Below are 25,936 nucleotides of genomic sequence, written 5' to 3'. Positions count from 1 at the left end.
AATACCTACTTACTTTCATAGATGACGTCATTATTAGCATTATAGTTTCCTTATTTTTAATATACCCATTTATAAACAAACAACAAACGAAGCTACTCCCTAAGTCATTTCCTACGATATTCAATCCTAAACTAGAAAATATTATAGTGAGCTAGCAAAAATCAGCATAAAGATGATAAAATATTTTAATAAAGGGGGTTTCAAATATGGGGAAATTAACTAAAAGGAACATACTGTGGATTGTACCAATAGGTATTTTAGGGGTGTTTTGGTATTTTTACGGTCCACAAAAGGACATTACAGATAATGAATATATTACATATGTTAAAAACTATTCATTCGAAAATAGTAGTAAAACTTTAGAATCGGGCTTTGCAAACACTTGTAAAAATCCATATTGGGTTTATTTTGAAACACAAAAAGGACAGGACGTTGTAGAATTTAAAGGAGATTGTCCCGTTAATAATAAAGCCGCAAAAGTGAATGTTCAATTTTTAGTTGATCGTAATATGACAAATGTGAGATACGGTGCAATGCTGATAGATAATAAAATGCTGGAGGAAGCGGATCGAGACAAGTACCTTCTCGCATTAGTAGGTAAATAAATAGTAAAAGCTCTCGTTTGACAAGCGAACGAGAGCTTTTTTTATCGAATCGACGGAGGAACCCTTTTTTAAAATCATTTCACAGCTTTCCAAATAGTCCATCTGTCTTTTTCCACAATAGGACTCTCAGTTGAAATGGACTTATCAATATAATTTACTAATTCATTTAATTCTTCATCGTCTAACTCGTGTAAAATACTTCTTCCTGTTCTTTCCTGTAAATCTTTTATTAATTGCTCTTTCTGCTCATACACATTCCTTGTTTCCCATAGCTTTACTTCATTAATCTCGCTAAAGCCAATTTCCTTAAGTGTCTCAACTACTAACTCATTACTATGTCTACGTTTAATTTCTTGTTTCTTTAACTTTGGAAAACGCTCAAAGAAATAGCCTCGAATATGGCAGTTATCACCTTTTAGTAGACAATCTTCAGGTGTACGGTCCTGGATAATATAGATCCCTTTATCCTCCAAAATTCTATATGCTTCTTGAAAACAAGCCTTTAAATCTTGAATATGATGAATTAATGCTCGTTCCAATACTAACTGATAGCTGTCATTGTCTAACCCTGTATCCAATGCATTTCCTTGCTTGAAAGTTATATTATGATATTCTTTACAATTTTCTTTTGCCCCAACGAGCATTGCCTGTGAAAAATCCACACCTATCACAGAAGGTACGCCCATATCTGCTAATGCTTTAGCATAAATTCCTCCGCCGCAGCCAATATCTGTAGCCTTAGAAGTATTCATGCTAGGGACAAGTTCTTTCATTGCTTCCATCCACGAGTGGTCAGCCTGTCGAGTTGTATAAGTAGTTTGATTGTCCTTATTGTGAAAATCAATGCCCATCTTCATCACTCTTTTCTGTTTTTATATACCAATCTTTATGGATATCCTTACCAACATTATTTTACAACCATTTTATACATAAGTAAAATCAATGTTAATTATTAATTTCCATAAGTTTTTGTTATTGAAAATTAGTAGAGCTACTGAAAATAGAATTGAGTTTTTAATGATTAAAATCTACCTCTCACTATCTTTTTCAAAAATTGAACGTAATCCACTAGCTTCAAAAGTTCCTTTTAAGATTGTTTCTATCAACATCGTGGCGATTTCCTCTGGTGATTGTTGCGTATCGTGTTGTAGCCAGTACGTAATAACTCCCAAAATTGCATTTGAGTTATACGCTAATGTTAATTCAATTCCGAGGATTCCAGGCTCTGATTGCCATTATTATTGGTTTATTTGGAGGCTATTTATTAACTTGGTATTCCACTTGGATGCTGGATTATAAATTTGCAGATTTTAACCATGTTGCTCTATTTTTATCACTAACTTGCGCAACATTTATTTTATTAATACTAGCTATAACTGTATGGATTCAATTTGCAAGTTTACCAATCTTCATTCTTTTAATGTTCTTTGGTCTACCTCTTCTACAAATTGCTCCAGAAATGTTGCCTAGGTTTTACGCTGATTGGATCTATCCATGGTTACCATTCCGCTTTATGTTCGAAGGATTAAAGGAAATTCCTTTCTTTAGTGGAGAACTTTGGGGCACTGCAGCAATTACATTATGCTGGATTGCTGTTGTAAGTATTTTAGTATTACTTCTATCTGTAGTAAAACGGAGTTCTTATAAAGAGGATACTTCATCAAAAGAGAGAACTTCCGGGGACGGAGAAGAAGTTTCAGTTCAATCGTAATGCTGATTGAAAAAGATCACATACTAACTCAAAAAAGTGTTGTCTAATAAGTCCTCAATAAGAAATCTAGCATTTTTGTTAAATAGCTCTCGTTAAAAAATCTATCGAGAGCTTCTTTTTATCGAATCGACCCATCTCAACATTTAATAAAGCCCCTTTTTAATCATCTCATACTCAAGGAAATAGCCTCTTATATGGCAATCATCCCCTTTTACCAAATGGTTTTCATTTTTCGTATACATAAAAGTTGCAAGGTGTTATCTTACTGTCTCAAAACGACACCCAGTGCCTGCACCCTCTTCCAGAAATTAAAGAACGTTATTAAATGTAATTATTTACCGATAAAAAATCCGTTTGCAAAAAGGTTACTTTCAGTGTAAAATTACACTATAAGTAACCAAAAATCGTAAGGATGATGTTATTTGAATTAAGAAATTATAAATTGATTTCTATAAAAATCCTTTGATTGGACGCATATAATACTAGCTCACGGAGGTATGAATAATAGTTTTAGTACAACAAAATATGGTTAGTCAGCATTATCGTTGTTATAGACATTTAAGAGGAAAAATTCATGAATCATTTTCATGAATTAATTAGTAAATAATTCATTTTTTAAGGAGTAATTAAAATGGAGAAAAACAAGAAAGTTATTATAATAAACAGCATATTAGTAGGATCTATCATTTTAAATCTTTTTATTTTCACTTCACGTATGCGCTTTTTCCCTTGGTTTATTGAAGATGCATGGGGATATTTAGGAGTATTCCTTACAGCGCCAATTTTAATAGGTATTTATTTCATCCTAAGAAATTATCACAAGTTACAATTAGTCACAAATATCAATAAGGTAATACCATTATTTGTTGCAGTAACATCATTGATTATTGTATTTATGCCAACAAATGACTTTTTAAATATTGTTGCACTTGTCATTAACGTAACTATGGTATTTTTAGCAGCAGTTTCCCTATTCAACCAAAAAGAAAAGGCACTTTAATATAGACCTTAATAAGCACAAAATAACCAGGTACTCATTAATAAAGTGAGTCCTGGTTTTTTGTTTAAATGTATTAAATTGAATGGGTTACCCGAACAATAAAATAGCTACCCCAATAATTACACAAACAATTCCACTTAAAAATTGACCAATTCCTGATGCCTGCCAAAATAGCAAAAGATTAAAAATATTTTTGCTTTTTTGACTCTTTCCAAAAAGAGCATCATCTGTTTTCATTCGATAAACTCCCCAAGCAGTTAAAATAATCCCGAAAATGGTAAAGATACTTGCTACTAACATATTAAATAATCTCCTTATTTGTCACTTTCATCAAAAATAAAAACTTCCTCTATCGACTGATTAAAAATCGATGCAATTTTATATGCAAGTAATACAGAAGGATTATACTTCTGATTCTCGAGTGAAATAATCGTTCTTGATGATACACTTACACGATCAGCCAATTCTTGCTGAGTTAAATTATGCTGTTTTCTTAAATCTCGTACTCTATTCTCCATTTTCGTCCTCCTTTAAAGGACTCGTTCATAGAAAAATTTCGTTACAATATTGAGGATGAAAAGAGCGAGTATTAATAGTAAAAGAACTGCTTTTACAGATAATACAATAAAATTACTCAAAAACAGTAAAATTATTATTAATGAACTTATGCATTGCATAGCTATATTGGCAGCTTGTCCTTCAATAAGAGCATCTCTTTCATCATACTCTTTCGATAAATCATCCTCTTTTTCTGATTTTCTTAAATAAATCGTTATCGATGCAATCAAAATAATAGTACCAGCAATGAAAAGATAGATTGCTGACATCTTATCTGTTGGATTCATCAAAAGACTAGTAACACCTAATATTATTGCAATGAATGATGTTAATAATCTTTGAAATAACTTTCGTTTCAAAACAATACTCCCCCCAAAATATGAAGTTTACTTCATGTGAAGTTTAGTTCATATTAACTTCTTTTTTGAATAAAATCAAGTTAAATATTTGCTAAATAATGAAATTTTTATTAAAAACTCTAAAAAAATCACCAAATTATCAACACACCATGTTTAACAATGCGAAGAAAATAGAGTTAAGTTTTCATCGTTTTTGAATGTAAATTAAAGCACGAACATAAACCTAAAAAGACGGTTCATTATTAGAAATTTTATGGATGTGGAAAAAATTTAAGGTCAATCATATTACATGAAGCTCAACAAAAAAACTCATGCAATTAATTATTTTATGCATGAGTTTATCTTATTTAATTTATTTTGAATCTACTGACTGGATAATATTTAGCTCAATTATCCGAATTTCCTTATTTAGCTTAGCAATTGCTACTTCTATTTGTTCAAAGCATTCCAAATGACTTTTACTGACATTGTGCGTGGGCATCGCTTCTTTTAACGCTGCCTTTCCTGCATATAGATTTTCAAGTAAATCCAGCTTCTCAAAATAAGCTGTGCTACATTGTATTCCCATTTCACAAAGCTCCTTACTGTTACTTTTTCACTACTAATAAAAATCGATGTCTTCACTAGCACTATAACCGAAAAAAGCAAACACAAAACCAGGTCTTAGTTATCATTTATTATCCATTACCGTTGGTTAAGGGAAATTACTCTTAAGAGAAAGTAATTCTTTATCTATTCTTTAAAATGGAATAGACAAATGTATCGTGTGCCTGTCCATTTTGATACATATAATCTCTAAGAATTCCTTCCTGTTGAAAACCAATTTTGGTAAGCAGCTTATTCGAGGCTTCATTTTCAATAAATACAACAGCACCTATACGAGTTAACCCCATTTGCTCAAAGCCATATGACACAATTTCAGTGACCGCCTCTTGAGTGTATCCCTTTCTCCAATAATCAGGATGAATTTCATAACCGATTTCTGCTCGTCTATGTATAGGCGACCAAACGTTATAACCAATTGTCCCGATTATCTCCTTTGTTTCCTTTCTTTCAATCCCCCATCTTATTCCTCTTTTTGAAGCAAAGTTCTTTGAAAATAATTTCACTAAATTTTCTGCTTGCTGTATCTCTATAAATGGCTCTTGTCCATAGTAGCGTGTGACTTCTTCATTCGAAAAGCAATTAAAAATGCTTTGCGCATCATCCTCCGTCAGCTCTCTTAACATAAGTCTTTCTGTCTCTAAATTCGGAAACATTTGATTCTCCCCCTTTAATATCATCTATTCTCCACATTTCCATTAAAATCCTTTAAAAACAAAAAAACACACCCAATAAAAAGTGTGCTCACTTTGTTTAAGTGATTTTATCCAAAAATTTGTGCAGCTATGGCAAATAGCGTATTATTTCTAGTCGGCATTTTTTCAGTATGAAGAATCATAACGGGAGGTGTATTTGCCTCTGTAAAACCACTTTGTTCTAACCATTTAATAAATTCACCATGACCAGATGGAACATCAATTCTTAATTTTCCATTATGATCGTTCGCTAAAATATTAATTATGAGACTGGCTGTTTTAGAATCAGTTGCTATGATTGGACCTAAAATAAGATTGATTGGACCTAAAATGGACAACCCAAAGCCTATAATATTTCCATGATGATCTTTCACAACAATACAATGCTTGGATTGTTTTATTCTATTCGCTAGAAATTTACTTCTTTTATCTCCGAAGGCTGCAGCATCTAAACTAACAACATCAGCAAAATCATACTCATTAAAATCTTCAATTTTATGCTCATTAGAAGTTATGTTAAGGGCACCGCCATAATGGTCAGCGAGATATTTATGTACATAATCTACAGTGGCAAAGCCCATTTTCTTATATAACGGTTCACCGTCTTTTGTTGCGACGAGCATAATTTCTGTCTGTTCTGAAACACTTTCAATACATTTTTGAGTAGCTAATTTCCCTAAGCCGAGCCCTCTGTAATTTTCATGTACGATGACCATACCAATCGAAGCTAAATTTGTATCATATGTGATAATGGCAGCACTTGAAACAATTTTCCCTACAGCATTTTTGTGCCCAAATATTTTGCCTGACATCATCACCGTTCTAATTTCGAATTCATCATAATCCCACCCGACTGAGTCAGAAAGGGCAATTAATCCAGGAATATCATTTGCATCGAATGATACTAATTGTAATTGATTATGAATTGTAGTCATTTATTCTCCCTCCACTAAGAACATTTGTTTCTATTTTATATGCATACTCTATTATGTACAAGAGAAATTTTTAAAAAATTTAGATTTATCACTATAACGTGGGGTTGATTTCCGTTCCGACTGTGACAAATATCAGCCTGAAAAGTAATTCATCTCGGTTGTTTTGTATTGACTGTCGGAGCTTTATTGTTTCTAATCGTCAGTGCTTTATCATTGCCTTTAATCGTCTTACTAAAGGCATTTTATTGTCGATTTTTATTACGTTATTAGAATCAGGAATCGCTCTACCTATTTGTTTAAGCCTTGCGCTTGTCAACTTTCAGGACGTTATCGGAACAACTGGCGCGATTTTCAGTTTAGGTTATTACTTACTCGTTAGCTTAATAACGTCTGGAATGAGTTTACTGCATAATGGTTCATTGATGATAATGCCACTTTATTTCTTCTTCCTATCGATGATACTGTTAATATTCGTAAGAAAGTTTATTGTTTAATTGATTGTAGCTGGAATTTCTAATCAATAGCACTTCCTTTATCGGCCACCCTATTTATCTATTTGGGTGGCTGGTTCTTTACTGAAAATAATAATTAACTACTTCTTCAGCCGAATGAAATATAATATTGCTTTGAGTTTTATAAATAAACTTTGGTGAAGTACAAGCTTTTTCAAGACTTTTTGCGTACTTTAATGTATCGGTCATTTGCTCAATAATCTCAGCGTAGCCGTCAATATTATTGGAAATTTTCGGCATCATTGTATCCGAAATGTCTAAAACAATGGAAACTTGATCTTCCGCATAACTATTTAAATTAATGAAAAAACACTCCTCCAGATCTTTCGAATGCTTGTCAATATTAATAACTGCTTCACTATATTTTGCAATCAGTCCAGTAGATGTCACTGTAATCGTAAAGCATTGTTCGGTTAGTTTTTTATTAATGGCATCTAACAATTTATTGACTTCCGCATCCATTTTAGGCGTTACAGTTGTTTGTATTAAATTATCACAATTTTGATGAATGGTATCAATTTCTGCCTGCTTATCAACAAGTAATTTAAAGTTTGATATCGAGTACACACTAAATCTCCCCTTTATTATAAGTTTGACATTAGAGCGTTTTTTTAGTCATTTTTCAGCTATATATTTTTTGAAAAATACGTGCCTGTAGGATAAAAGGGTGTATGTGCTGAAGAAACTTCCATTCAATTTACCAAGGGAATAAATTGAATGGAAGTTAATACATAGCAAAAGGCTGTCACAATGAGATAATCAGACAGCCTTTTAAAACTTAAAGTAGTTGTTTTACCATTGTATAATAGCTACTTCCAGGCGGATAATCTTTTATCTCGCCTACAACTTCATAGCCTCTCGCCTCATAAAATGTGCGTGCTTGAAAGTCATATGTAGTTAGCAATGCCTTCGTTGCTCCCATTTGCTTAGCTGTTTCTTCAGCTTTCGCCAGTAACTTTCCACCAATGCCTTTTCCACGGTATTCTTTGCTAAACCAAAACTTGTTGATTTCTACTCATCCCCAATATACCTCAGCAGTGATGCCTCCTATCCATTGCTGTTGATGATCGGTTACGATTAAGTTCAACGGACGAACAGAACCCTTTTGTCTACTTTCTTTATGGTACGGTGAATGTTCGTCGTTGTACTCTCTAATCTTTGTATTTAAAAACGTAGTAAAGTCATCGTGATTTTCTATTAATATCTCAACTTGATAATCCATATGAATCCTCTTTCCATATGTATTTCTATGCTTTATAACGCTCCATTAGCTTTTCCTGATGAGTTGAAAAAATTTCTTCAAGTGAAATATCATATTTATTTGCTATTACAATAATATTCCCTAAAACATCTCCAAGCTCCTCTACTAATTCTTGCTTATTTTCCTCATATGTTTGAATCTTTTCATCTGGTCTATCCCTACCAATTTCCAACGCTCTTATCGCTCTTGCTACTTCCCCAGTTTCTTCTGCTAGAAAGCCAATACGCGTAAAAATACTTAAATCAGACCAACCACGTGTATCATAGTAGTCCTTTACCCATTTTTGAAACTCGTTTAATTCCATTTCTACTTCCTCCATTTCTTTCCTATCAAAATTAAATTATACTATAAAAGTGAAACGTGAATCAGTGGGGTTTTTTCATCCCCCGCTTAAGGTTCACTACCGTTAATGCGGAAAGAAAACTTATCAGATATGGAGGAACAATTATGGATAGTATTGCAGTATTTTGCGGATCAAGCATCGGTGCTTCTGAGGCATATAGAGAAGGAGCTATTCTTCTAGGAAAAGAATTAGCAAAACGTAATATTACCTTAATTTATGGTGGAGCGAGTGTAGGCGTGATGGGAACAGTTGCTGACACGGTTCTTCGTGAAGGTGGCAAGGTAATTGGGGTTATTCCAAAGTTACTAGAGGAACGTGAAATTTCTCATAAGCATTTAACAGAGCTAATTGTCGTCAATTCTATGCATGAACGCAAAAGCAAAATGATGGAACTAGCTGATGGCTTTATTGCTTTACCTGGAGGACCTGGTACGTTAGAAGAATTTTTTGAAGTATTCACTTGGAATCAAATCGGCCTTCTTCAAAAGCCTTGCGGTATTTTAAATATTAATCATTATTACGATTTACTCATTGGGTTATTTAACCATATGCAAAACGAACAATTTTTACAAGCTCCATCTCGAAATGCACTACTTGTAGAAGAAGATGTTGCAGCGCTTTTGGATAAATGTGCAGCGTATGTCCCTCCTGCGGTTAAAACATATCAAGCAAATAAATGAATATATTGATTAAAGTAACTTGCAATTATAGGATATTGTAATGGATTTAATAAAAATTCTTTACTATCTTACATACTCAAAAAACAGCTGAAATATATGAATTCAGCTGTTTTTTCATGTTGAATTGGGGTGTCATATTATATAAAAGTATGACTCTATGGACGCTTCCAATGGGTAACCCTTTAGCGTATATTTATAATTTCCTTTTCAAGAATAACTGGATAAACTCAATATCCTCTTTTGTTATGTCTTCAATCTCATCAATCGACTGAATTATTTTCATGACTTGTTTATCTCGAGAATCTTTAGGTATATTACTAAAATAATTAGTAACTGCAGATGTGAATATAGCGATAATCCCAATCCCTACCATTAGTAATAGAGCAGCCATTAATCGACCTAATGCGGTAACAGGCGCAATATCTCCATATCCAACTGTAGTTATTGTAATCAATCCCCACCACAACGCTTCAGCGTAAGTTTCAATCGCCGGTTCAACTATAGCAATCGGTATTGGTATGACAAATAACATTGCGACAGCAAACTTGAAAGCTTTGTCTAATCCATTCGTTTTTAACACCGCATAATAAGGTTTTAAATAACGAGAACTGATGCCAAGTAATTGAAGAACTTTAAATATACGGACGAGTCTAGCTGCTCTTAAAAGGGAATCGAAAGGGATTATAGCTACTAACTCTAAGGGATGTTTCTTTACATAGTGCCACTTGTTTTCTGCTCGTATAAAACGAACACAGTAATCCACTACGAATATGAGCCAAATAGTTTGTTGAAAAATCACAAATCGTTTATCAAACATAAGAGCAAGGGCTACTGAGATAAGGATTAAAACAATCATAAAAATTTCATATGTAATTACAAGCTTTTTCACTAAATCGACCGCCTATATCAAATAGTTTAATAGTCATATATTTCATATTATACCAGGTGTGTTGATTAACCATTTTAATCCACTCTTATTAATTTGAAGGCTCTGATTTCCGCTACGGGCTACTCGCTTTGTTGCTGTCGCTTCGCTTTCGCACAGAGCAAGGCTTCCTGCGGGCGAGCGTCGAGCCGCTTCCTTCGCTAAAGGAACGAAGGCTAAGTGCGTCACGTCCTGTGACAATGCCTTCGTGACCAACATCGTGTTGGCCTCAGGGTCTCGTCTGTCTCGCTTTCCCGCGGGAGTCGAGTAGCCCTACGCTACAATCAGTTAAAAATGGAAATATATTAGCAAAATGGCAACAAAAAAACCTTTTATTTCTCAATAATAAACCTATTTTTTTCCTAATCAACACGCCTGATTTCATATTATACTTCTAAATCCAAATTGCATTTGGCACGGGCTCTGCAAGGCTATGTCTGCGTCCGCCGAAGCACGAAGGTGCAGTCTGCTCCTGTTGGATATTTTATTGGTTTCAAACCCTTTTTGCATTTTAAAGATCACTGCTTTCAATTCTTCAATAGTCATTTCCTCATACTGTTTATCAAATGCTCTCTGCTTCTTTGATAATGCCGTTGTATGTAAGGTCATAAATCAATTTTTCTAGCACTCAATGTACTTTGCCACCAGGATAATCTCCTAGGTTGCCTGCAAAACTTTTAAAATGTCATGAATTTCAATTAAATTATCAATGATGTAATCTGCTTCAACATTTTGCCATCCATCATTTCTTTTCCAAATAGCCATCATCCCTATATTTTTAGCAGCTTCCACATCATTGAAAGGATGATCCCCTATGTACATACTTACGTTTGCTGACACCCCTAGTTTGGATAGTGCTCGATGAAATATTTCAGCATTCGGCTTTTTGATACCTTCCCATTCAGAAATAAGAATCACGTCAAAATTATCTTCAACCCTTAATGCCCGTATATTATCTAATTGAAATTGCCCATAACCATTTGTAATCAAGCCAAGTTTTAAGCCTTGCTTTTTCAAATTGTGCACATGCTATGCAAATTTACAAATGGAACACAATAATACTTAAATTCTCGTATGTAATCCTCTAACATTACTTTTGGAGATAACTCAATAGAAAATTCTTCGCTTAATTGCTGATAGACTTTATCTTTCCATACATAGCCACGATTATCCAGCTCAATAAAGCGTTGAACATAGTTTTCTTTTAAAATATGTGATAGATTCGGCTTTAATCGCTCGTATTGCTGTTCAATAAATGATCGAACTGAACTATCACGATCTAACAATGTTCCATCTAAATCAAAAATCACCGCTTGAATCATTAGTATGCATCCCCTAATTTAAATCTTCATTTTACTATTCTTTACGTTTTTTCACTGCCACTACCGCTATCATTACCATTACTAACTTCATCAGCAAAATTAATGCGTAAATGCTAAAGGATATGATTGCTGGCAAAAGCACTAACCACCAAGACCATGCGATAACATCCGTTAGCTTAAATACTACAAAGACAATTGTTAATACTTCAGCGATTCCCATATTCACACCACCAGATAACTGATTTTCGTCATTCAGAATTTAGATTCTTGTCGCTAATTCCCCTGATGACTTTACCTACATTTACCCCCTCAAACTTTATTGTTATATAACTATTTAAGCACTTTACACGAAATGTTTAAAACTTTTTAACTTTTTTTGAAAATGACGAACTTTTTCAACTGGTAATTCGTCTAAATATTGGAAGAAATGATTTCCAGATAGAAAAAAAGGAGAAATGATAATGAAAAAACCGATTAAGAAAACTTGGGTGATTGCTTCAGCACTAACAATAGGAATGGCTGTTCTGACGCCACTTCAAGCAGGAGCTACTTCAGTAGAACCAACAAATGGTGTTACTGTTCAAATCGAACAACAAATTACAGGAACGATTAAAAGCATCAGCGATGATGGGATGTATCTAAAAGGTAGGGACGGTAAAAACTACTATATCAGCTTCTATAAATTTTCTGAAGAACAACATGTAAAAATGAACTTAGTAGAAGGACAGGAAATCACAGTTGAAGGCAATGTAGTAGAGGATTATTCAGACTTCTATACATTCGAAGTTTATAAAAAAGAATTGCCTAAAGGGGTAACTAATGAAGAGCTAACAAAATTAGAAAAAATGTTTAATGAAGTGAAGAAGTTGGAAAAAGAAGCTTCAAAGGCGGAGGAAAATAAAGCGTTTGAAGAGGCCGAAAAGAAATATGAAGAAATTAGAAAAATTTATTCAGACATGAATAAAATTACTAACCCGTATTATTTAGCTAATTGGCAACCTCAACCATTTGAAGAGTATATAGAAAATTACGGTTTTAGTGAAAAAAATATAGTTATAGCAGAAAGTGATAAAAAACAGCTTAAAGTTATTTATGAAGAATGGGTAAAGCTTGAAAAAGACGGCCAAGAAGAAAAGGCTAACAATAAATATGATGAATTTAGTAAAATCCTTCAACCATATTTTGATGAACTTTATCCACCTCAACCATTTGAAGATTTCATGGAACGTCTGGACCTAGATATCCCTACTGAAACTTTAGCAAAACTAAAACCTATTTATGAAGATGCTCAAAAAGCCGAAAAAGTTGAAAATTATGAGCTATCTGAAAAATTATGGAGTGAATTCTCTGACATCATTGATCAGTTCATTAAGCCTGAACCATTTGAAGAATACATTGCTAACTACGACGATTTCGAAATAAGCGCTACCGATAAAAAACAATTAAAACAGCTTTATGAAGAAGCTTTAAAGCTTGATAAAAAAGAAGAACAAGAAAAAATTAGAGAAAATTGGGAAGCATTTCACAATATTTTAGACACTTATTTCAAAGCAAATAAAGAAGTTCTAATTTCTCCTTCCAAAGTAATAGTTAACGGCCAAGAATACCTTCTACAATAAGTACAGATTCGGGGAGTCTCGACAATCATTTGGAGATGATTGTTGGGACTCCCCTTTTTATACCTAAAGCTACCTTCCAGAAATACTATAAATATAAATCCCCTTCTCTTTTGGAGTAGAAAAAACATTACTTTCCTTTTTTATTCGTTCACTCTCCTCGCTATTTATCTCCGTTTCGACTTCAAGTTCTTAACATGGAATGTTTTAAATTTTTAAAAAAACAATGAACCTTTTTCATTGGTAATCCGTCTAAATAATGGAAACATTGTGTTCCAGAGTAAATAAAAGGGGAAATGATAATGAAAAAACCGATTAAAAAAACTTGGATGATTGCTTCTGCACTAACAATAGGAATGGCTGTTCTGACGCCACTTCAAGCAGGAGCTACTTCAATAGAGCCCACAAATGGGGCTACTGTTCAAATCGAACAACAAATTACAGGAACAATTAAAAACATCTACGGAGACGGGATGGATCTCAAAGGTAGAGACGGTAAAAACTACTATATCAGTTTCTATAAATTCTCTGAAGAACAACTAGAAAAAATGAACTTAGTAGAAGGACAGGAAATCACAGTTGAAGGTAGCGTTGCAGAGGATTATTCAGACTTCAACACATTTGAAGTTTATAAAAGGAACTTGCCTAAAGAGGTAACTGTTGAAGACCTAACAAAATTAGAAAAAATGTTTAATGAACTGAAGAAGCTGGAAAAAGAAGCTTCAAAAGTGACGGATAATGAAGAAATGTTAGAAAAGATTTTTGAAAAAATGAATGTAGTTTATACAGACATGAGTAAAATTACTAAGCCATATTTTTTAGCTATTTGGGAGCCTCAAACATTTGAAGAGTATTTAAAAGATTTTGGATTTAGTGAAAAAAATATAGTTATTGCAGAAAAAGATAAAAAAGATCTTAAAGCTATTTATGAAGAATGGGTAAAACTTGAAAAAGCTGATCAAGAGGAAAAGTCTAATGAAAAAATGGATGAGTTTTATAAAATACTTCAACCATATCTTGATGAACTTTATCCACCTCAAACATTTGAAGAATACATGGAAGACATGAAGTTAGATATCCCTGCTGAAACTTTAGCAAAACTAAAAAATATTTATAAGGATGCCCAAAAAGCAGACAAAGATGAAAAGGCAGAGTTATCTGAAAAACTATGGGGTGAATTCTATGAAATTCTTGATCAGTTCATAAAACCTCAAACATTTGAAGAATACATGGCTGATTTTGATTTCAAAGTTAGTGAAGCGGATAGCAAACAATTAAAACAGCTTTACGAAGAAATCTTAAAGCTAGATAAAAAAGAAGAGCAAGCAAAAATTGAAGAGAAATGGGATGCATTCCACAATATTTTAGAGCCATATTATAAAGCAAATAAAGAAATTCTAATTGCTGCTTCTAAAGTAATAATTAACGGCAAAGAATATCTTCCACAATAAATAAAAGAATCGGGGTGTCTCAACAATCATTTAGGATGATTGTTGGGATTCCTCTTTTTTAACTTAAAGAAGATAATAAAAATGACCGTTGATTCACAATATTTTTTTTGAATTAATTCAATCTAATTATTTTACTTCTATAGCAAAAATATAAGAAGAACTTTCTTTAGCCCAACTTCCGGAATTACAATAAATATAAATCCCCTTCTCTTTTGGTATAGAGAACACATTACCTTCAGTTATTACTGTTAATCCATCAATAACTAGATCCATTGTTATAAATTCATGGTAAAAATATCATTAATCTCCAACAAGTTTATAACCTCAATTTCGTTGGATAATTGGAACAGAAATAAGGAGTTAACGGAACATGGAAACACTAATTACAAATGAAAGAACTTACAAAATTAAATTTATTCCATTTGAAGACAAATGTGGGCTGAATGAAGATGGAACATATGACATAGCCTACAGTGGTCACTATATTGATATTCAGTTTAACGATGAAATTTTTGATGGAAAAATATATGAAGAATCAAAATATAAAATCTCTTTTTTTTCTAGTCCTTACCCTTTTTTTGGAAAAGATTTAGAAACCGTTAAGAAATATTTTCAGGAAGAACATGGGGTTCAGGAATTTTACTTTCTTGACATAGACAGCGATGAGGGTTATGTGAAATTTTAATCATGAATTAAAAAATGACCAAGATGGCAATTAAGCTTTCTTTGTCCTCTAATTTGATTTTGATTTAAGCGATTTATCTTATCAGTTATTACGGTTGATCACTTTTGGTTATTGTTAAAATCCATAGGTGTATAACAAAATGCGAATTAAGTGAATAAATAGCAATCCTATATGACACATTACATATAGGAGGTGGAAGAATAATGTCTAGAATAATTGGTGTGGAACAATCATTAACGAACGTTGAAGATGCTTTAAAGGCAAAAGGTTATGAAGTTATTCAGCTTCGTACTGAAGAAGATGCAAAAAAATGTGATGCTTGTGTAATCACTGGGCAAGATAGAGATATCATGGGAATAAGCGATCCTATCATGGCAGGACCTGTTATTGACGCTGATGGTCTTTCTGCTGACGAAGTGCTTCAACGTGTCGATAAATATTTCCACTAATAAATGACTTGGTGCTGCGCTGTAGTTTTTTGACTATGGAGCAGCACCTTTTAATATTTTCTTTGCTATAATCCTTATTTTCCTACATAAAAATTATTATTTTGAAACTTCATTGGTTGATGATTTAAAGTTCTAACCAAACATACTACTTTATGTGTGAATGTTCTCCAATCTTCATTACATCAGCACTTTTGGCCAAAGAAATTTCAAAAAAAAAATTTGTTCAACAATCGCGCCTGATTGTTGAACAAACTAACTGTTAAGGTTCACTAATTCCCATTGCCAATAATAAAAAGTAAGTAAAGACCAAAACGACTCCATTACCTAGGAGCCCGATTATAGGAAGCACAAGTCGTTTAGACACCCCATAGGAGAGCACGGCTAGTAAGATACCTACAACCGAAAGAATGCCAAAAACAGTAATCATAAAATAAATATCAGCATTAGGCCCTCTTGTTTTTAAAAAGAATATGTAACTGAGTATAGGAGTTAACACGGATAAACCTCCGAATATAAATCCTGCTTTTGGAATCTTCTTCAACTGAAGAACCTCCTCTGATTAACGCGTATTTAATGGCCCGTGTTTATTGACTTTGGTAAAACTACACTTTTTATCGCACCTATTATTCCAGGCACGAAAAATACGATGCCAAAAAAGAGGGTAAGTAAATTGAAATGTTGTGTTTCATAAAAAGTAAACCACTCTCTGAAAATTGAAGAGTCAGTAATTCTTCCAAATAATGTTCCACTAATATCCCGATAATTAGGTATCCACCCTGTTGTTTCACATGTAATAAAGATTATCTGTGACAATACAAATACACCAATAGAAGATACCCAAGGTCTTTTCAAAAATGGAATCTGATTTTGTTTATTAGCCAAGTAATATACCCCCTCCATTAAATACTATCAGTAATTATTTGTAAATTCAAGTTATTAATTCCATAATGAAACAAAGCTTTCTGTTTAATAAACTCTAAAACTATTTTTGATTATTTTCTTATTGAGCTATTCTGGACAGTTTGAATAACCATTTCCATCCCATACCCATCCAACTTTTTTGTGAAACAAAATGCTTATAATGAATCACCAACAATTTTAATGATTTTTTTGTTATTTCTCACGATTAAATACATACACCATCCTCACCAATTGATTTCGCTTTAACCTTAATTATTCCTCTTTCATTTTATACTTCTACAAATAAGAACATTTCGTATGTAAATATACACTTCCTTCACATTACTAGTATTTCTCTGAAAACCCTTCTCTAAAGAATTCTATTATTTCTTGGCCAAAAAACGCAAAAAACAATAGAATCGATACGAGTAAAATGGCTAAACTACCAAATATTAATGAGAACACTATTCCAATTTTTTTATCATTCAAAAAAATCCCTCCCTATTCAGCAATTTATGTTCCACAATAAAAAAGAAATCATTAATTTAACAAATCTGCATTGTTAATTTAATAATACCTCAAATCAGATTTATTTGGATAAATTTTCTATTTCACTTAAAAGACAGTTATTTACTGGCTCATAAAGAACTATCACTTACAGAGGCCTTTTATGTTTTATTAACTAAAGCACAAAATAATAGGAACAAGTAAAAAGCCACACCTTGTTAGAAGATGTGACTTAATACTTCAAATTAATCAGATTCTAAAATGTTTTTTTCTACTTCTACCTTGTAAACATCCCAAGTACTAATTAAAATCGTCTTATAATGTTCTGTTTCAGTAAATGAATACCAAGACTTCTCATTGAACTCATTAGAAATTTCTTCTGTAAATGTTTCTTGTTCAATATTAGTCTTAATTTTATGTTCTTCTTCACGACCTTCGTCAAAGTAAAACTTCACTGTATATTCATACTCCATAAATCAACACCTCCCATCTACATATATAATGGGTTGTAATGACAAGAAATATGAGACAAAATCAATTTCGCCTTGGCGTAATTGTTGCTGTCGCTACGCTTTCGCACAGATAAACAATGCGTCAGGATTTTGAATTTGTGAGCTCAGGCCTGCACGACGCAGGTCAGTTAGCCGTTTATATAATTTTCGATTTGTTCTTCATCGAAATACATATCATCAGCAGTACGCTCAATCAACTTGATTATTTTTATACGCCTTTTATTTAAGGTTATTTTGCCGTCACGCCACAGCTTAATAAAAGCTCTTCCTACCTTTGTCATCCACAGTTGAGGGAGCTGCAGAGGAAGGTTGTGTACCTTCATTTTTTATCCCAAGCGCATCCTCTAACTTTTCAATCTCTTTTGAAATCGATAACTTCGTTGCAATCGCTGGATGCTGCTTTAAAAAATTCTGTGTACCATTTTCAATTTTTATAGTCGTACCATCTTTATCTATATCATCATCACATTTTAAATCGATTTTTAAAAATCTTATATAACGATGTACTTTCGACAATTTAATCGGATCGTCGGCGTCACGTGCTAATAAATCCTTTTCGATTTTTTTAAATCCTCTGTCCATTGCTCCAATATTTCTCGATGTTCTGTATTTCACTACGCGATAACGTAGGCATGTGCAGCACCTACCTTGTTTGTTTATTTTGGGCAGACTTTTTACTCATCATTGGCTCACCACCAATAATGATGAGTGTTTTAAAGTGTTTATTTTTATTAAAATCTAATAAATTTATTCTAAATGTCAATAACATACAAATTAATACTTAGTTACAACAATAGGTATTATGGTATATTAATTACATATAAAGAAAGGAGAAGTTGTAATGAAAGGTCTCTCAATTACATCACTTATACTTAGTATTATTTTTTTCTTCATGGGATTTTATAGATTATTTTTCTATTCGAATCCTGAATCCACGTTACGTGAATCACGCAATGCTTGGGTAGGTGGAGATGCTTATAATTACATAATTAACGGTACTCAAGCGACTGCATATTTTGTATTATTTGCTGCTTTTTTTATTGCATTTGTATTAATTAAAATCGCATTACATTTGCAAGACACTATAGAGTCGTCGCATAGAGAAGCTAATAAAAAACCAATAGAAGAATACGAACTTATTAGCAAAAATTAATAATAAATACGTCTAATATTTTTCACTTTTAGACCAGGACCATATTTTTATGAACCTGGTCTTTTGTGTGAAAGAATTTAATTTAACTTTCCGCTTGTCCTACCTTCATATTGCACATGTTCACGATGATCACCCCCCCCTCTCTTTAGGTAGTTTTTCATTTGGTATTAGAAATGATAGTAAATAAAATTCCCACTAAACTTATTATCTAAGTAAACAATTTCAAAGCCGTAACGAGCCTCGAAAGTATTCAACGAGCCAAGTAATGCAAGTGGGACGTATTCTGACGGCTATCCATCAAAGCCTGCTGCGATAGATACGGCTTGGAGAAGAATTTATGAGAAATACAATCTTCCTAAATTAAATTTTCATTCTTTACGTCATTCCTATGCTTCTTATATGGTTAGTAAAAATGTCAACTTTAAGATTATTCAAGAACAACTAGGTCACTCTGATATAAAAATGACGATTAACATTTATAGTCATTTAACTAGTAAAGATAAAAATAAAGCTAGTGACTTTTTTGATGATTTAATTTAGTTGGTCACTTTTTGGTCACTCGCTTCATTTTTCTACTTAATTCTGCACACATAATTCTTTAAAATTACACCCTTTACAGTGCCATTTTTCAAGGGTTTGCTCAAATTCCTCGAAGTCCACTGGTTCATTGGAGAAAATATCAGCCTGATATTTTTTCATTTCCAGCACACTTCGCTGAAACGTATGTAAAATATTGTCCATATCAAATGATGTAAAGGCGTATTTTTTTCGTTTGCCAGTCAATAAATATTCATTGTAGACATCAATCTGGTCGAGAGATACACGATATTTCTGCTGAATATAATAAGCATAAAGCGCTAATTGCTGGCGATCATCATCGGACTCTCCACCTGTTTTCCAGTCGATAATAATCCATTTGTCTGCCATCTCATCATAATAATGAAAATCCATTACGACGAAAACTTGTATTCCCTCAATTTTCATAGAACGAAATTGTTCGGGTTCACCGATTCGTAGTGTGCCTTTTTGTGAGGTAATCTGCTGGAATGTTGCACTGTTAAGAAAGTTGTCAAAGACAGCCGTCATTCGCTCCTTATAATCCTGGACAAGTTCAGGAGTTAACTTCCCTTCGTAATAAATTTCCTGCATCATATAATATTTATTAGGCTTATGTCTCCATAAATCTACATGACGTGTAGAATCGATAAAAGCGGCATTGAGCTGACCTCGTGCACGATTTACTAGTTCAGCAACAGTCGGCGCCTTGCCGGTTTGCAAATAATCATTGATGGATTGTTCTATTAAATGATGGACAATTTGCCCAAATAAAATTGGCATGGATTGAAGCTTTTTTAAGCGATAGACATGTTGATGATATGGTTCCACATTGTAACTTAGCCAGCCATTATGAGAAAAATAATATTCATAGCCATATTTTCGCGCACAGCTTGTTAACATTTTATGACGTGACTGTGACCACGAAAAAGATGGATACGGTGTGATTTCAAACATGGATATCGCCTCCCTAAATCTGTATTTTATCAATTTCGCCTTGGCGTAATTGCGTCCGGATTTTGAATTGTGCTCGCACAATTCATTCCTTTCAAAATCTGTGACATCCGCCGGAGGCTTTATCTTCATTCAGTAGATGTTTGGATATCCACTGAAAAGGAATTTCATCTCCATTGATCACATCATCTTCATAGGTGGGTGTCCTCTACTGAATGAAGATAAAATCATAGCCGAGTTGTAAGATCAGCACAATCGTCACAATACGTAGCAATAGCTTAACTTGATTTGCCTTAACCTTCCTTGCAAGGATAATTCCTATTTGCGCACCAATTACAGAACCAATCATTAAAACGATTGTTAACGGCCAATCAATTTTACCTGTGGCAATATACGTAACAGCAGCTCCTGAGCACATTGCAAAAACACCTACACGCGACAGACCTACAGCTTTCATATAAGAAATTTTCTCATGTGCATATGTATAAAGTGCCAGCGTACTGCTCCCTGGACCGAACATCCCATCATAAAAACCAACTCCGAGAAGTATTGGACCGTTTTTGCGATTCATTGTAAAGTTTTCTTTTTCTCCAAATTCAGCCCCACCTATAAAGGACATAACAAGGGCAAAGCCTAATAATACTATGGCGATGAGCGTCAATGTTTGACTGCTCATAAACGATGCAAACAGGCCTCCAAGTGTACCACCTACTAGGGAAACAAGTAATACTGAACGCATTTCAGACCATAACAATTCTTTTCTTTTAAAAATCGTATAGAAGCTTGAAAAGGCACTGACCATATTAGAAACCTTATTCGCGCCTATCGCTGAATGGACTGGCACTCCCATTAACATCATCGTCGGTAATGTAATTAACCCGCCTCCTCCAACTAACGTTCCGATTACGTTGCCAGCGATTCCTATTAGTAAAAACAACAAGTATTCCATCTAATCCTTCTTTCTGTGACACAATTCATATGATACAGTATAACAGACTGCTATTTTTTAAGATCACATATGAGGTGAACGAATGCTTGAACAACAAAAAACACCTACACCACGTTTTTGTAAGCCGCTAACGCTTATTGTCGCGACCATTTTTTTAGCTGGCATTACGGCAACGCTTATCCAATACAATAAGCTCCCCGCTTCTATACCGGTTTTGCAAAGTTTTACGAGTGAACATGCGCAATTTGGCCCAAAAATAGCCATTTTTTATTTACCTTTTGTTGCTCTAATGCTATTTTTACTTTTGCACTACTTAGAGATTAAAGCCGCTTATCCTATCCTACGTAAAAATAAGCCTACCTTATCTCATCCCGAGCGACAAAATGGGATCATTACATTTTGTCTCATCAAAAATAGTATACTATTGTACTTTACGTTTTCACTTTTCAATGACTTAACAGTTGGTTTAGGCCATCATCGTATTTTACAACAGTGGCATGCTTATTTATTTCTATTTGCACTAAGTACTATATTTATAATGGGGATCGTACGTGGGATATTATTGAACAAAAAGTAATAGAGCCTGTCCTAGTACTTATGTACGGCATCGTTTTACCCCTTTAGATATGTTTTGTCTAAAGGGGTTTCTGTGCTCTTTCATTTTGTTCAGAAATATGTACGTCTTTTTATCGATTCAATTATTTTTTAAAGGATTAAAATGGAGTTTGTCGAATAACATGGAGAAACAACTATCGTGAATAGATGGATTTTATGAGGGGGAAGTTTAGTGACAAAAATTGCAATTATTTCAGATATCCACGGTAATAAAACGGCATTGGAAGCTGTTTTAAAAGACATTCGAATAAGAAAGATTGAAAGAATTTTTTGTTTAGGTGATTTAATCGGCAAAGGTCCCCGTGGATCTGAATGTATAGAACTCATCCAAAAAAATTGCGAACGAGTAGTTCGAGGCAACTGGGACGTATTTATTCAATCACCTACAGACGATGTTTTTTTACAGTGGTATAAAGATAGATTAACAGGAAAAGATTATCAGTATCTAGCTTCGTTACCATTTAATATTGATCTAGAATTAAATGGACAATTAATAAGGTTTTTCCATGCATCTCCAAGAAGTGAATTTGAACGTATCTCAGTTAATCATTCAATTGAACGGCGTTTATCTATGTTTGAGAATAACGAAATAACAAATTCAATCAATTACACTAAACTTCCTGACATTGTATTCTACGGCGATATACATACAACCTTTTTACATACATATAAAAAGGGCATTCTGTGTAACGTTGGTAGCGTTGGAAATTCACTTGACTTAACTTCAGCTTCATATGCAATCCTAGATGGAACACATTCAAACAATGCCATTCAATTTATTAGAGTAGATTATGACAGGCAGGCTGAGCTTATAATTGCACAAGAGTTGGGATTACCTCAATTAGATAAATATTATGATGAAATTATGTTCGCAAATTATCGAAATGCTTAGAGCAATTTTTAATCGGGGGCGATTGTGGATACACATTTACTACTACCTCTGGTTTAACTGGTGTTGAAATATTCTCACATGTACCTGTCGCTACATTTTAAATATCCAATCTAGCTTGGACTTCTTGTACTTTTACTTCAAATGTAAGTTCATGCCTTGTATTTGTTATATACCAAATTGTCCGGTAACTACCCATCTACAAAATGGATTTTGTCTGTTTCTTGTTCATCAGTTACTGCTACTCCATCTAACTTTAAGCTACCTAGTTGGTACTCAAGACCTTTTTGTGACCAACATCCTGCAGTTACGTTATCACTACGCTTTCGCGCAAAAAACATCTGTTTCCCCAAGCGGCTCATCGGACGCCCCCATGAAATCGACCGGTCGAAACGGAATTCAACTCCTCGTTGTGCAGAAAAGCCATATTTTATATATTATGACACCTTGAATTTATTGAGAAAATAGGTTTTATACAACATGAATAGAGACCTGGACAAAACCCTTTTCTGATACCAAAAAGCCGGTGGAATTTTATTCGTCGTAAAATTTCACCGGCTTTATTTATATTCATTTATTTTTTTCGTTATGTATAACTTTCTTTCGAAGATCATTTTCCTCCTAATCCGCAATATCTACTTCAATTTCAATTGACCCACTTCTCTCCAAAAGAAAATGCTGGATCCTAAATGCATATATTAACTTGACAATACTGATATAATAGCAAATGGTTATTTAAACATCCCCTATCAAGATACATATTGATAGTTAAAAATAGTAGGGATTCACAAAAACGGAGGTATGAAAGTGGCAAAGAATACAAATAAAATAGGTGTAGTAATCGCTGGGCTATTGTTAGCGATTTTAATGGCTGCAATGGATAATACAATTGTAGCAACTGCAATCAGTACAATTGTCGGAGATCTTGGTGGATATGACAAACTTGTCTGGGTGACATCAGCTTATATGATCGCGTCGATTGCAGGTATGCCGATTTTCGGTAAATTATCCGATATGTATGGTCGTAAAAGATTCTTTATTTTCGGTTTAGTTGTATTTTTAATCGGTTCGGCGCTAGCCGGTACAGCAAACTCAATCATTCAGCTTAGCATTTACCGTGCAATTCAAGGTATTGGTGGTGGTGCATTAATGCCAATCGCATTCACAATTATGTTTGATGTAGTATCTCCAGATAAACGCGGGAAAATGGGTGGCTTATTCGGGGCAGTATTTGGTCTCTCAAGTATCTTTGGTCCGCTTCTTGGAGCCTATTTAACAGATTATGTTCACTGGTCTTGGATTTTCTATATTAATTTACCACTTGGGCTAATTGCCTTTGTGTTAGTTGCAAAATTTTACAATGAATCTATTGCCCATACCAAGCAAAAAATCGACTACTTTGGCGCAGCTACTTTAGTTAGTTCAGTAGTAAGTTTAATGTTTGCTCTTGAACTAGGCGGCAAAGAATATGCTTGGGATTCCGCAATGATTCTTGGATTATTCGCTCTATTTACAGTGTTTCTTATTAGCTTTATATTAATTGAATTACGTGTAGAAGAGCCTATTATTTCCTTTAAAATGTTCAAAAATCGTCTCTATGCAACGAGTAATCTCATTTCAATATTTGCTGGTGCTGCTTACATTACTGCTGCCATCTACATTCCAATTTTTGTTCAAGGTGTACTTGGAGGCTCTGCAACGAACTCAGGTCTTATTTTACTTCCGATGATGGTCGGTTCGGTTGTAACAGCATCTGTGGGTGGAGCTCTCCTCACGAAATTTAAATATCGAACGATTATGTTACCGACTTTAACTCTATTTGTTGTTGGTATTACCTTACTTACAACATTGACAACTGAAACGTCGCACCTTATGGTAACAATATTTATGATACTTGTTGGTCTTGGCATTGGCTCGTCTTTCTCTGTGTTGAGCAATGCCGTTATTCATGGTCTTAGTATGAGACAACGAGGCTCGGCTAACTCCACGCTAAGCTTCAATCGAGAACTCGGAATGACATTAGGAATTACAGTGTTTGGGATTATCCAAAACCATATTTTCTCAAATAAATTAGCGTCCGCGTTTAGTGGTCAAGCACCTACTGGTATGGATTTAAGTGATCCGAGTGTAATCCTAACATCTGAAACTCGAAGCTTCATTCCTGTAGAGGTTCTTGATAAAATGCAAGAAGCACTTACTATTTCAGTTGCTCATACTTTTGCTTGGGCGATAATCCCAGCTGTTATTGCGCTAATTATGGCATTTGCTATGGGTAGAGAGCAATTCGACCCTGCTTCTGAAATGGAAACGTACAATCAAGAATCATCACATTAATATATGAGCCTGTATTTCACAAATTAACAAAAAGCGGCCTCTCCTCAATTAAAACTGTTATAATTCGAAACAGCAATAAAGATTGAGGTAATCGTATGAAAAAGCAATTGAGATTGCGGAAATCCAAAAGTATGTTTCTTAATTGAGAAATTGTACCGACATCATAAAAAGTGCTTACCCAAATGGGAGGCATTTTTTTTGAAAATTTCTCCTGGTTTAATCACGTCATATTAATTAGTAAAAAGCTATTTTAGTGAATTATTAATTTAAATTACCGTTGAATTTAAAGTCAATAAAATCAAAAATATATCAGGAATAAGTTTAAATCATATTATATTTACTGGAGCTTAAGTTAAATTTTCAATTCACGAAAATCAAAAGAAAAAGACAGATTTATTCTACACGTGGTAGGTTAAATCTGTCTTTTAGTTTCAACTGCAACAATCTTTGAGAAAACAGCCTTTTTAACAATTCTTCCTCTTCATAAATAAAGAGTTTATTTTACATCCATTCATCATACATTCTTCACGAGCACGATTGAACAACTTGGCCTATTTTCGGGCAGTTTGATACTTTTCATGTCCAACAAGGTCTGAATACACTCGATTGGCATTCCCTTTTGTGCTAAATGTGTAGCTATAGTAAGGTGTGCGGTGGTACCTGATCTTTTACTAACTGATCCTCTAATTTCATATTATTATCCAGAATAAAATATGTATAAGTCTATAAATCAATGCGATTGCAATAATGGCAAAAAAATCCTGAAATAAAATGGAAAAGTGAACCCCGCTAGTGAAACACCAAAATGAAAATGGCCAGTTTTGTAATTTTCATAATTCCACCTACTGTATTTTCCTT

The 25,936-nt window shown here is 33.7% G+C and carries 37 protein-coding genes and 1 pseudogene; 14 read left to right on the top strand and 24 right to left on the bottom strand.

What is annotated here, in order from left to right; all coding sequences use genetic code 11:
• The first annotated feature begins 206 nt into the window (after positions 1–206).
• Entirely contained in the window at positions 207–605 is a 399-nt protein-coding gene (locus ACQKNC_RS06575) for a glucosamine 6-phosphate synthetase (RefSeq protein WP_427424052.1), read from the top strand.
• Positions 606–679: 74 nt separating this feature from the next.
• On the opposite strand, the gene ACQKNC_RS06570 is transcribed toward ACQKNC_RS06575, so the two are convergent.
• Positions 680–1,456 carry a class I SAM-dependent methyltransferase gene (locus ACQKNC_RS06570; RefSeq protein ID WP_427424051.1) on the bottom strand — a complete coding sequence of 259 codons (777 nt, stop codon included), beginning with the start codon at positions 1,454–1,456 and terminating at the stop codon, positions 680–682.
• A gap of 177 nt (positions 1,457–1,633) precedes the next feature.
• Positions 1,634–1,777, bottom strand: coding sequence for a TetR-like C-terminal domain-containing protein (locus tag ACQKNC_RS06565; RefSeq protein WP_427424050.1), 144 nt, complete (start codon positions 1,775–1,777; stop codon positions 1,634–1,636).
• 23 nt (positions 1,778–1,800) lie between these two features.
• Here ACQKNC_RS06565 and ACQKNC_RS06560 point away from each other — a divergent pair, with 23 nt between their 5' ends.
• Both ACQKNC_RS06560 and ACQKNC_RS06555 read left to right on the top strand, forming a co-directional pair.
• The gene (locus ACQKNC_RS06560; RefSeq protein WP_427424049.1) at positions 1,801–2,316 is read left to right on the top strand and encodes a hypothetical protein; all 516 of its coding nucleotides are present in this window, start codon (positions 1,801–1,803) and stop codon (positions 2,314–2,316) included.
• Positions 2,317–2,947: 631 nt separating this feature from the next.
• A complete protein-coding gene (locus ACQKNC_RS06555) occupies positions 2,948–3,316 on the top strand; it encodes a hypothetical protein (protein ID WP_427424048.1) in 369 nt (122 codons plus the stop codon).
• Between the two features lie 87 nt (positions 3,317–3,403).
• On the opposite strand, the gene ACQKNC_RS06550 is transcribed toward ACQKNC_RS06555, so the two are convergent.
• The 6 genes from ACQKNC_RS06550 to ACQKNC_RS06525 all read right to left on the bottom strand — a co-directional run bounded on the left by ACQKNC_RS06550 (position 3,404) and on the right by ACQKNC_RS06525 (position 6,466).
• Entirely contained in the window at positions 3,404–3,616 is a 213-nt protein-coding gene (locus tag ACQKNC_RS06550) for a hypothetical protein (RefSeq protein ID WP_427424047.1), read from the bottom strand.
• Between the two features lie 14 nt (positions 3,617–3,630).
• Entirely contained in the window at positions 3,631–3,834 is a 204-nt protein-coding gene (locus ACQKNC_RS06545) for a helix-turn-helix transcriptional regulator (RefSeq protein WP_427424046.1), read from the bottom strand.
• A 12-nt stretch (positions 3,835–3,846) separates the two neighbouring features.
• A complete protein-coding gene (locus ACQKNC_RS06540; RefSeq protein WP_427424045.1) occupies positions 3,847–4,233 on the bottom strand; it encodes a hypothetical protein in 387 nt (128 codons plus the stop codon).
• A 352-nt stretch (positions 4,234–4,585) separates the two neighbouring features.
• Positions 4,586–4,801: a hypothetical protein gene (locus tag ACQKNC_RS06535; protein WP_427424044.1), complete on the bottom strand. Its 216-nt coding sequence runs from the start codon at positions 4,799–4,801 to the stop codon at positions 4,586–4,588.
• A 160-nt stretch (positions 4,802–4,961) separates the two neighbouring features.
• Positions 4,962–5,492, bottom strand: coding sequence for a GNAT family N-acetyltransferase (locus ACQKNC_RS06530; RefSeq protein WP_427424043.1), 531 nt, complete (start codon positions 5,490–5,492; stop codon positions 4,962–4,964).
• Positions 5,493–5,599: 107 nt separating this feature from the next.
• The gene (locus ACQKNC_RS06525) at positions 5,600–6,466 is read right to left on the bottom strand and encodes a GNAT family N-acetyltransferase (RefSeq protein ID WP_427424042.1); all 867 of its coding nucleotides are present in this window, start codon (positions 6,464–6,466) and stop codon (positions 5,600–5,602) included.
• A gap of 245 nt (positions 6,467–6,711) precedes the next feature.
• On the opposite strand from ACQKNC_RS06525, the gene ACQKNC_RS06520 reads away from it, so the two are divergent.
• Positions 6,712–6,960 (top strand): hypothetical protein, encoded by a 249-nt coding sequence (locus ACQKNC_RS06520; protein ID WP_427424041.1) that lies wholly within the window; start codon positions 6,712–6,714, stop codon positions 6,958–6,960.
• Between the two features lie 78 nt (positions 6,961–7,038).
• Here ACQKNC_RS06520 and ACQKNC_RS06515 read toward each other — a convergent pair whose 3' ends face one another.
• From ACQKNC_RS06515 to ACQKNC_RS06500, 4 genes are all read right to left on the bottom strand, one after another.
• Positions 7,039–7,545 (bottom strand): hypothetical protein, encoded by a 507-nt coding sequence (locus ACQKNC_RS06515; RefSeq protein WP_427424040.1) that lies wholly within the window; start codon positions 7,543–7,545, stop codon positions 7,039–7,041.
• Positions 7,546–7,756: 211 nt separating this feature from the next.
• Positions 7,757–7,987 carry a GNAT family N-acetyltransferase gene (locus ACQKNC_RS06510; RefSeq protein WP_427424332.1) on the bottom strand — a complete coding sequence of 77 codons (231 nt, stop codon included), beginning with the start codon at positions 7,985–7,987 and terminating at the stop codon, positions 7,757–7,759.
• Positions 7,988–7,993: 6 nt separating this feature from the next.
• Entirely contained in the window at positions 7,994–8,200 is a 207-nt protein-coding gene (locus ACQKNC_RS06505; RefSeq protein ID WP_427424039.1) for a hypothetical protein, read from the bottom strand.
• A 25-nt stretch (positions 8,201–8,225) separates the two neighbouring features.
• A complete protein-coding gene (locus tag ACQKNC_RS06500; RefSeq protein WP_427424038.1) occupies positions 8,226–8,543 on the bottom strand; it encodes a MazG nucleotide pyrophosphohydrolase domain-containing protein in 318 nt (105 codons plus the stop codon).
• A 143-nt stretch (positions 8,544–8,686) separates the two neighbouring features.
• On the opposite strand from ACQKNC_RS06500, the gene ACQKNC_RS06495 reads away from it, so the two are divergent.
• A complete protein-coding gene (locus ACQKNC_RS06495) occupies positions 8,687–9,262 on the top strand; it encodes a TIGR00730 family Rossman fold protein (RefSeq protein WP_427424037.1) in 576 nt (191 codons plus the stop codon).
• A 193-nt stretch (positions 9,263–9,455) separates the two neighbouring features.
• On the opposite strand, the gene ACQKNC_RS06490 is transcribed toward ACQKNC_RS06495, so the two are convergent.
• The 4 genes and pseudogenes from ACQKNC_RS06490 to ACQKNC_RS06475 form a co-directional block, all read right to left on the bottom strand.
• Positions 9,456–10,151: a potassium channel family protein gene (locus ACQKNC_RS06490; protein WP_427424036.1), complete on the bottom strand. Its 696-nt coding sequence runs from the start codon at positions 10,149–10,151 to the stop codon at positions 9,456–9,458.
• Between the two features lie 42 nt (positions 10,152–10,193).
• The gene (locus ACQKNC_RS06485; RefSeq protein WP_427424035.1) at positions 10,194–10,406 is read right to left on the bottom strand and encodes a hypothetical protein; all 213 of its coding nucleotides are present in this window, start codon (positions 10,404–10,406) and stop codon (positions 10,194–10,196) included.
• Between the two features lie 438 nt (positions 10,407–10,844).
• Positions 10,845–11,509, bottom strand: a pseudogene (locus ACQKNC_RS06480) (HAD family hydrolase).
• Positions 11,510–11,543: 34 nt separating this feature from the next.
• Positions 11,544–11,729, bottom strand: coding sequence for a transmembrane Fragile-X-F protein (locus ACQKNC_RS06475; protein ID WP_427424034.1), 186 nt, complete (start codon positions 11,727–11,729; stop codon positions 11,544–11,546).
• A gap of 241 nt (positions 11,730–11,970) precedes the next feature.
• Between ACQKNC_RS06475 and ACQKNC_RS06470 the strand changes: the two genes are divergently transcribed.
• From ACQKNC_RS06470 to ACQKNC_RS06455, 4 genes are all read left to right on the top strand, one after another.
• The gene (locus tag ACQKNC_RS06470; protein ID WP_427424033.1) at positions 11,971–13,128 is read left to right on the top strand and encodes a hypothetical protein; all 1,158 of its coding nucleotides are present in this window, start codon (positions 11,971–11,973) and stop codon (positions 13,126–13,128) included.
• A 299-nt stretch (positions 13,129–13,427) separates the two neighbouring features.
• On the top strand, positions 13,428–14,576 hold the full coding sequence (locus ACQKNC_RS06465; protein ID WP_427424032.1) for a hypothetical protein: 1,149 nt from the start codon (positions 13,428–13,430) through the stop codon (positions 14,574–14,576).
• A gap of 370 nt (positions 14,577–14,946) precedes the next feature.
• Positions 14,947–15,261, top strand: a complete 315-nt coding sequence (locus ACQKNC_RS06460; RefSeq protein ID WP_427424031.1) for a hypothetical protein — start codon at positions 14,947–14,949, stop codon at positions 15,259–15,261.
• Positions 15,262–15,464: 203 nt separating this feature from the next.
• Entirely contained in the window at positions 15,465–15,710 is a 246-nt protein-coding gene (locus tag ACQKNC_RS06455; RefSeq protein ID WP_049666066.1) for a YkuS family protein, read from the top strand.
• Positions 15,711–15,969: 259 nt separating this feature from the next.
• Here ACQKNC_RS06455 and ACQKNC_RS06450 read toward each other — a convergent pair whose 3' ends face one another.
• From ACQKNC_RS06450 to ACQKNC_RS06430, 5 genes are all read right to left on the bottom strand, one after another.
• A complete protein-coding gene (locus ACQKNC_RS06450) occupies positions 15,970–16,251 on the bottom strand; it encodes a hypothetical protein (RefSeq protein WP_427424030.1) in 282 nt (93 codons plus the stop codon).
• Between the two features lie 29 nt (positions 16,252–16,280).
• The gene (locus ACQKNC_RS06445) at positions 16,281–16,592 is read right to left on the bottom strand and encodes a YfzA family protein (protein WP_427424029.1); all 312 of its coding nucleotides are present in this window, start codon (positions 16,590–16,592) and stop codon (positions 16,281–16,283) included.
• 363 nt (positions 16,593–16,955) lie between these two features.
• Complete coding sequence (locus ACQKNC_RS06440) at positions 16,956–17,099, bottom strand: hypothetical protein (RefSeq protein ID WP_427424028.1); 144 nt, start codon at positions 17,097–17,099, stop codon at positions 16,956–16,958.
• Positions 17,100–17,362: 263 nt separating this feature from the next.
• Positions 17,363–17,590 (bottom strand): hypothetical protein, encoded by a 228-nt coding sequence (locus tag ACQKNC_RS06435; protein WP_427424027.1) that lies wholly within the window; start codon positions 17,588–17,590, stop codon positions 17,363–17,365.
• Positions 17,591–17,881: 291 nt separating this feature from the next.
• On the bottom strand, positions 17,882–18,211 hold the full coding sequence (locus ACQKNC_RS06430) for a P27 family phage terminase small subunit (protein ID WP_427424026.1): 330 nt from the start codon (positions 18,209–18,211) through the stop codon (positions 17,882–17,884).
• Positions 18,212–18,470: 259 nt separating this feature from the next.
• On the opposite strand from ACQKNC_RS06430, the gene ACQKNC_RS06425 reads away from it, so the two are divergent.
• On the top strand, positions 18,471–18,782 hold the full coding sequence (locus ACQKNC_RS06425) for a hypothetical protein (RefSeq protein ID WP_427424025.1): 312 nt from the start codon (positions 18,471–18,473) through the stop codon (positions 18,780–18,782).
• Between the two features lie 312 nt (positions 18,783–19,094).
• On the top strand, positions 19,095–19,322 hold the full coding sequence (locus ACQKNC_RS06420) for a tyrosine-type recombinase/integrase (protein WP_427424331.1): 228 nt from the start codon (positions 19,095–19,097) through the stop codon (positions 19,320–19,322).
• A 36-nt stretch (positions 19,323–19,358) separates the two neighbouring features.
• Here the strand turns inward: ACQKNC_RS06420 and ACQKNC_RS06415 are convergent, their stop codons facing one another.
• Together ACQKNC_RS06415 and ACQKNC_RS06410 are read right to left on the bottom strand one after the other, a co-directional pair.
• The gene (locus ACQKNC_RS06415) at positions 19,359–20,294 is read right to left on the bottom strand and encodes a PD-(D/E)XK nuclease family protein (RefSeq protein ID WP_427424024.1); all 936 of its coding nucleotides are present in this window, start codon (positions 20,292–20,294) and stop codon (positions 19,359–19,361) included.
• Positions 20,295–20,499: 205 nt separating this feature from the next.
• The gene (locus ACQKNC_RS06410; protein ID WP_427424023.1) at positions 20,500–21,240 is read right to left on the bottom strand and encodes a sulfite exporter TauE/SafE family protein; all 741 of its coding nucleotides are present in this window, start codon (positions 21,238–21,240) and stop codon (positions 20,500–20,502) included.
• Positions 21,241–21,322: 82 nt separating this feature from the next.
• Here ACQKNC_RS06410 and ACQKNC_RS06405 point away from each other — a divergent pair, with 82 nt between their 5' ends.
• Complete coding sequence (locus tag ACQKNC_RS06405; RefSeq protein ID WP_427424022.1) at positions 21,323–21,817, top strand: DUF1648 domain-containing protein; 495 nt, start codon at positions 21,323–21,325, stop codon at positions 21,815–21,817.
• A 210-nt stretch (positions 21,818–22,027) separates the two neighbouring features.
• Positions 22,028–22,747 carry a metallophosphoesterase family protein gene (locus ACQKNC_RS06400; protein ID WP_427424021.1) on the top strand — a complete coding sequence of 240 codons (720 nt, stop codon included), beginning with the start codon at positions 22,028–22,030 and terminating at the stop codon, positions 22,745–22,747.
• A 188-nt stretch (positions 22,748–22,935) separates the two neighbouring features.
• Here ACQKNC_RS06400 and ACQKNC_RS06395 read toward each other — a convergent pair whose 3' ends face one another.
• Entirely contained in the window at positions 22,936–23,106 is a 171-nt protein-coding gene (locus ACQKNC_RS06395; protein ID WP_427424020.1) for a hypothetical protein, read from the bottom strand.
• Positions 23,107–23,545: 439 nt separating this feature from the next.
• On the opposite strand from ACQKNC_RS06395, the gene ACQKNC_RS06390 reads away from it, so the two are divergent.
• Entirely contained in the window at positions 23,546–25,078 is a 1,533-nt protein-coding gene (locus ACQKNC_RS06390; RefSeq protein ID WP_427424019.1) for an MDR family MFS transporter, read from the top strand.
• Positions 25,079–25,936: the final 858 nt, after the last annotated feature.

It is taken from the genome of Lysinibacillus sp. NPDC094177 (genome assembly GCF_050279145.1).
Lineage (GTDB): Bacteria > Bacillota > Bacilli > Bacillales_A > Planococcaceae > Lysinibacillus.
Note: the sequence above shows the minus strand (reverse complement) of the source record. Positions and strands in the feature narration are given on the sequence as shown.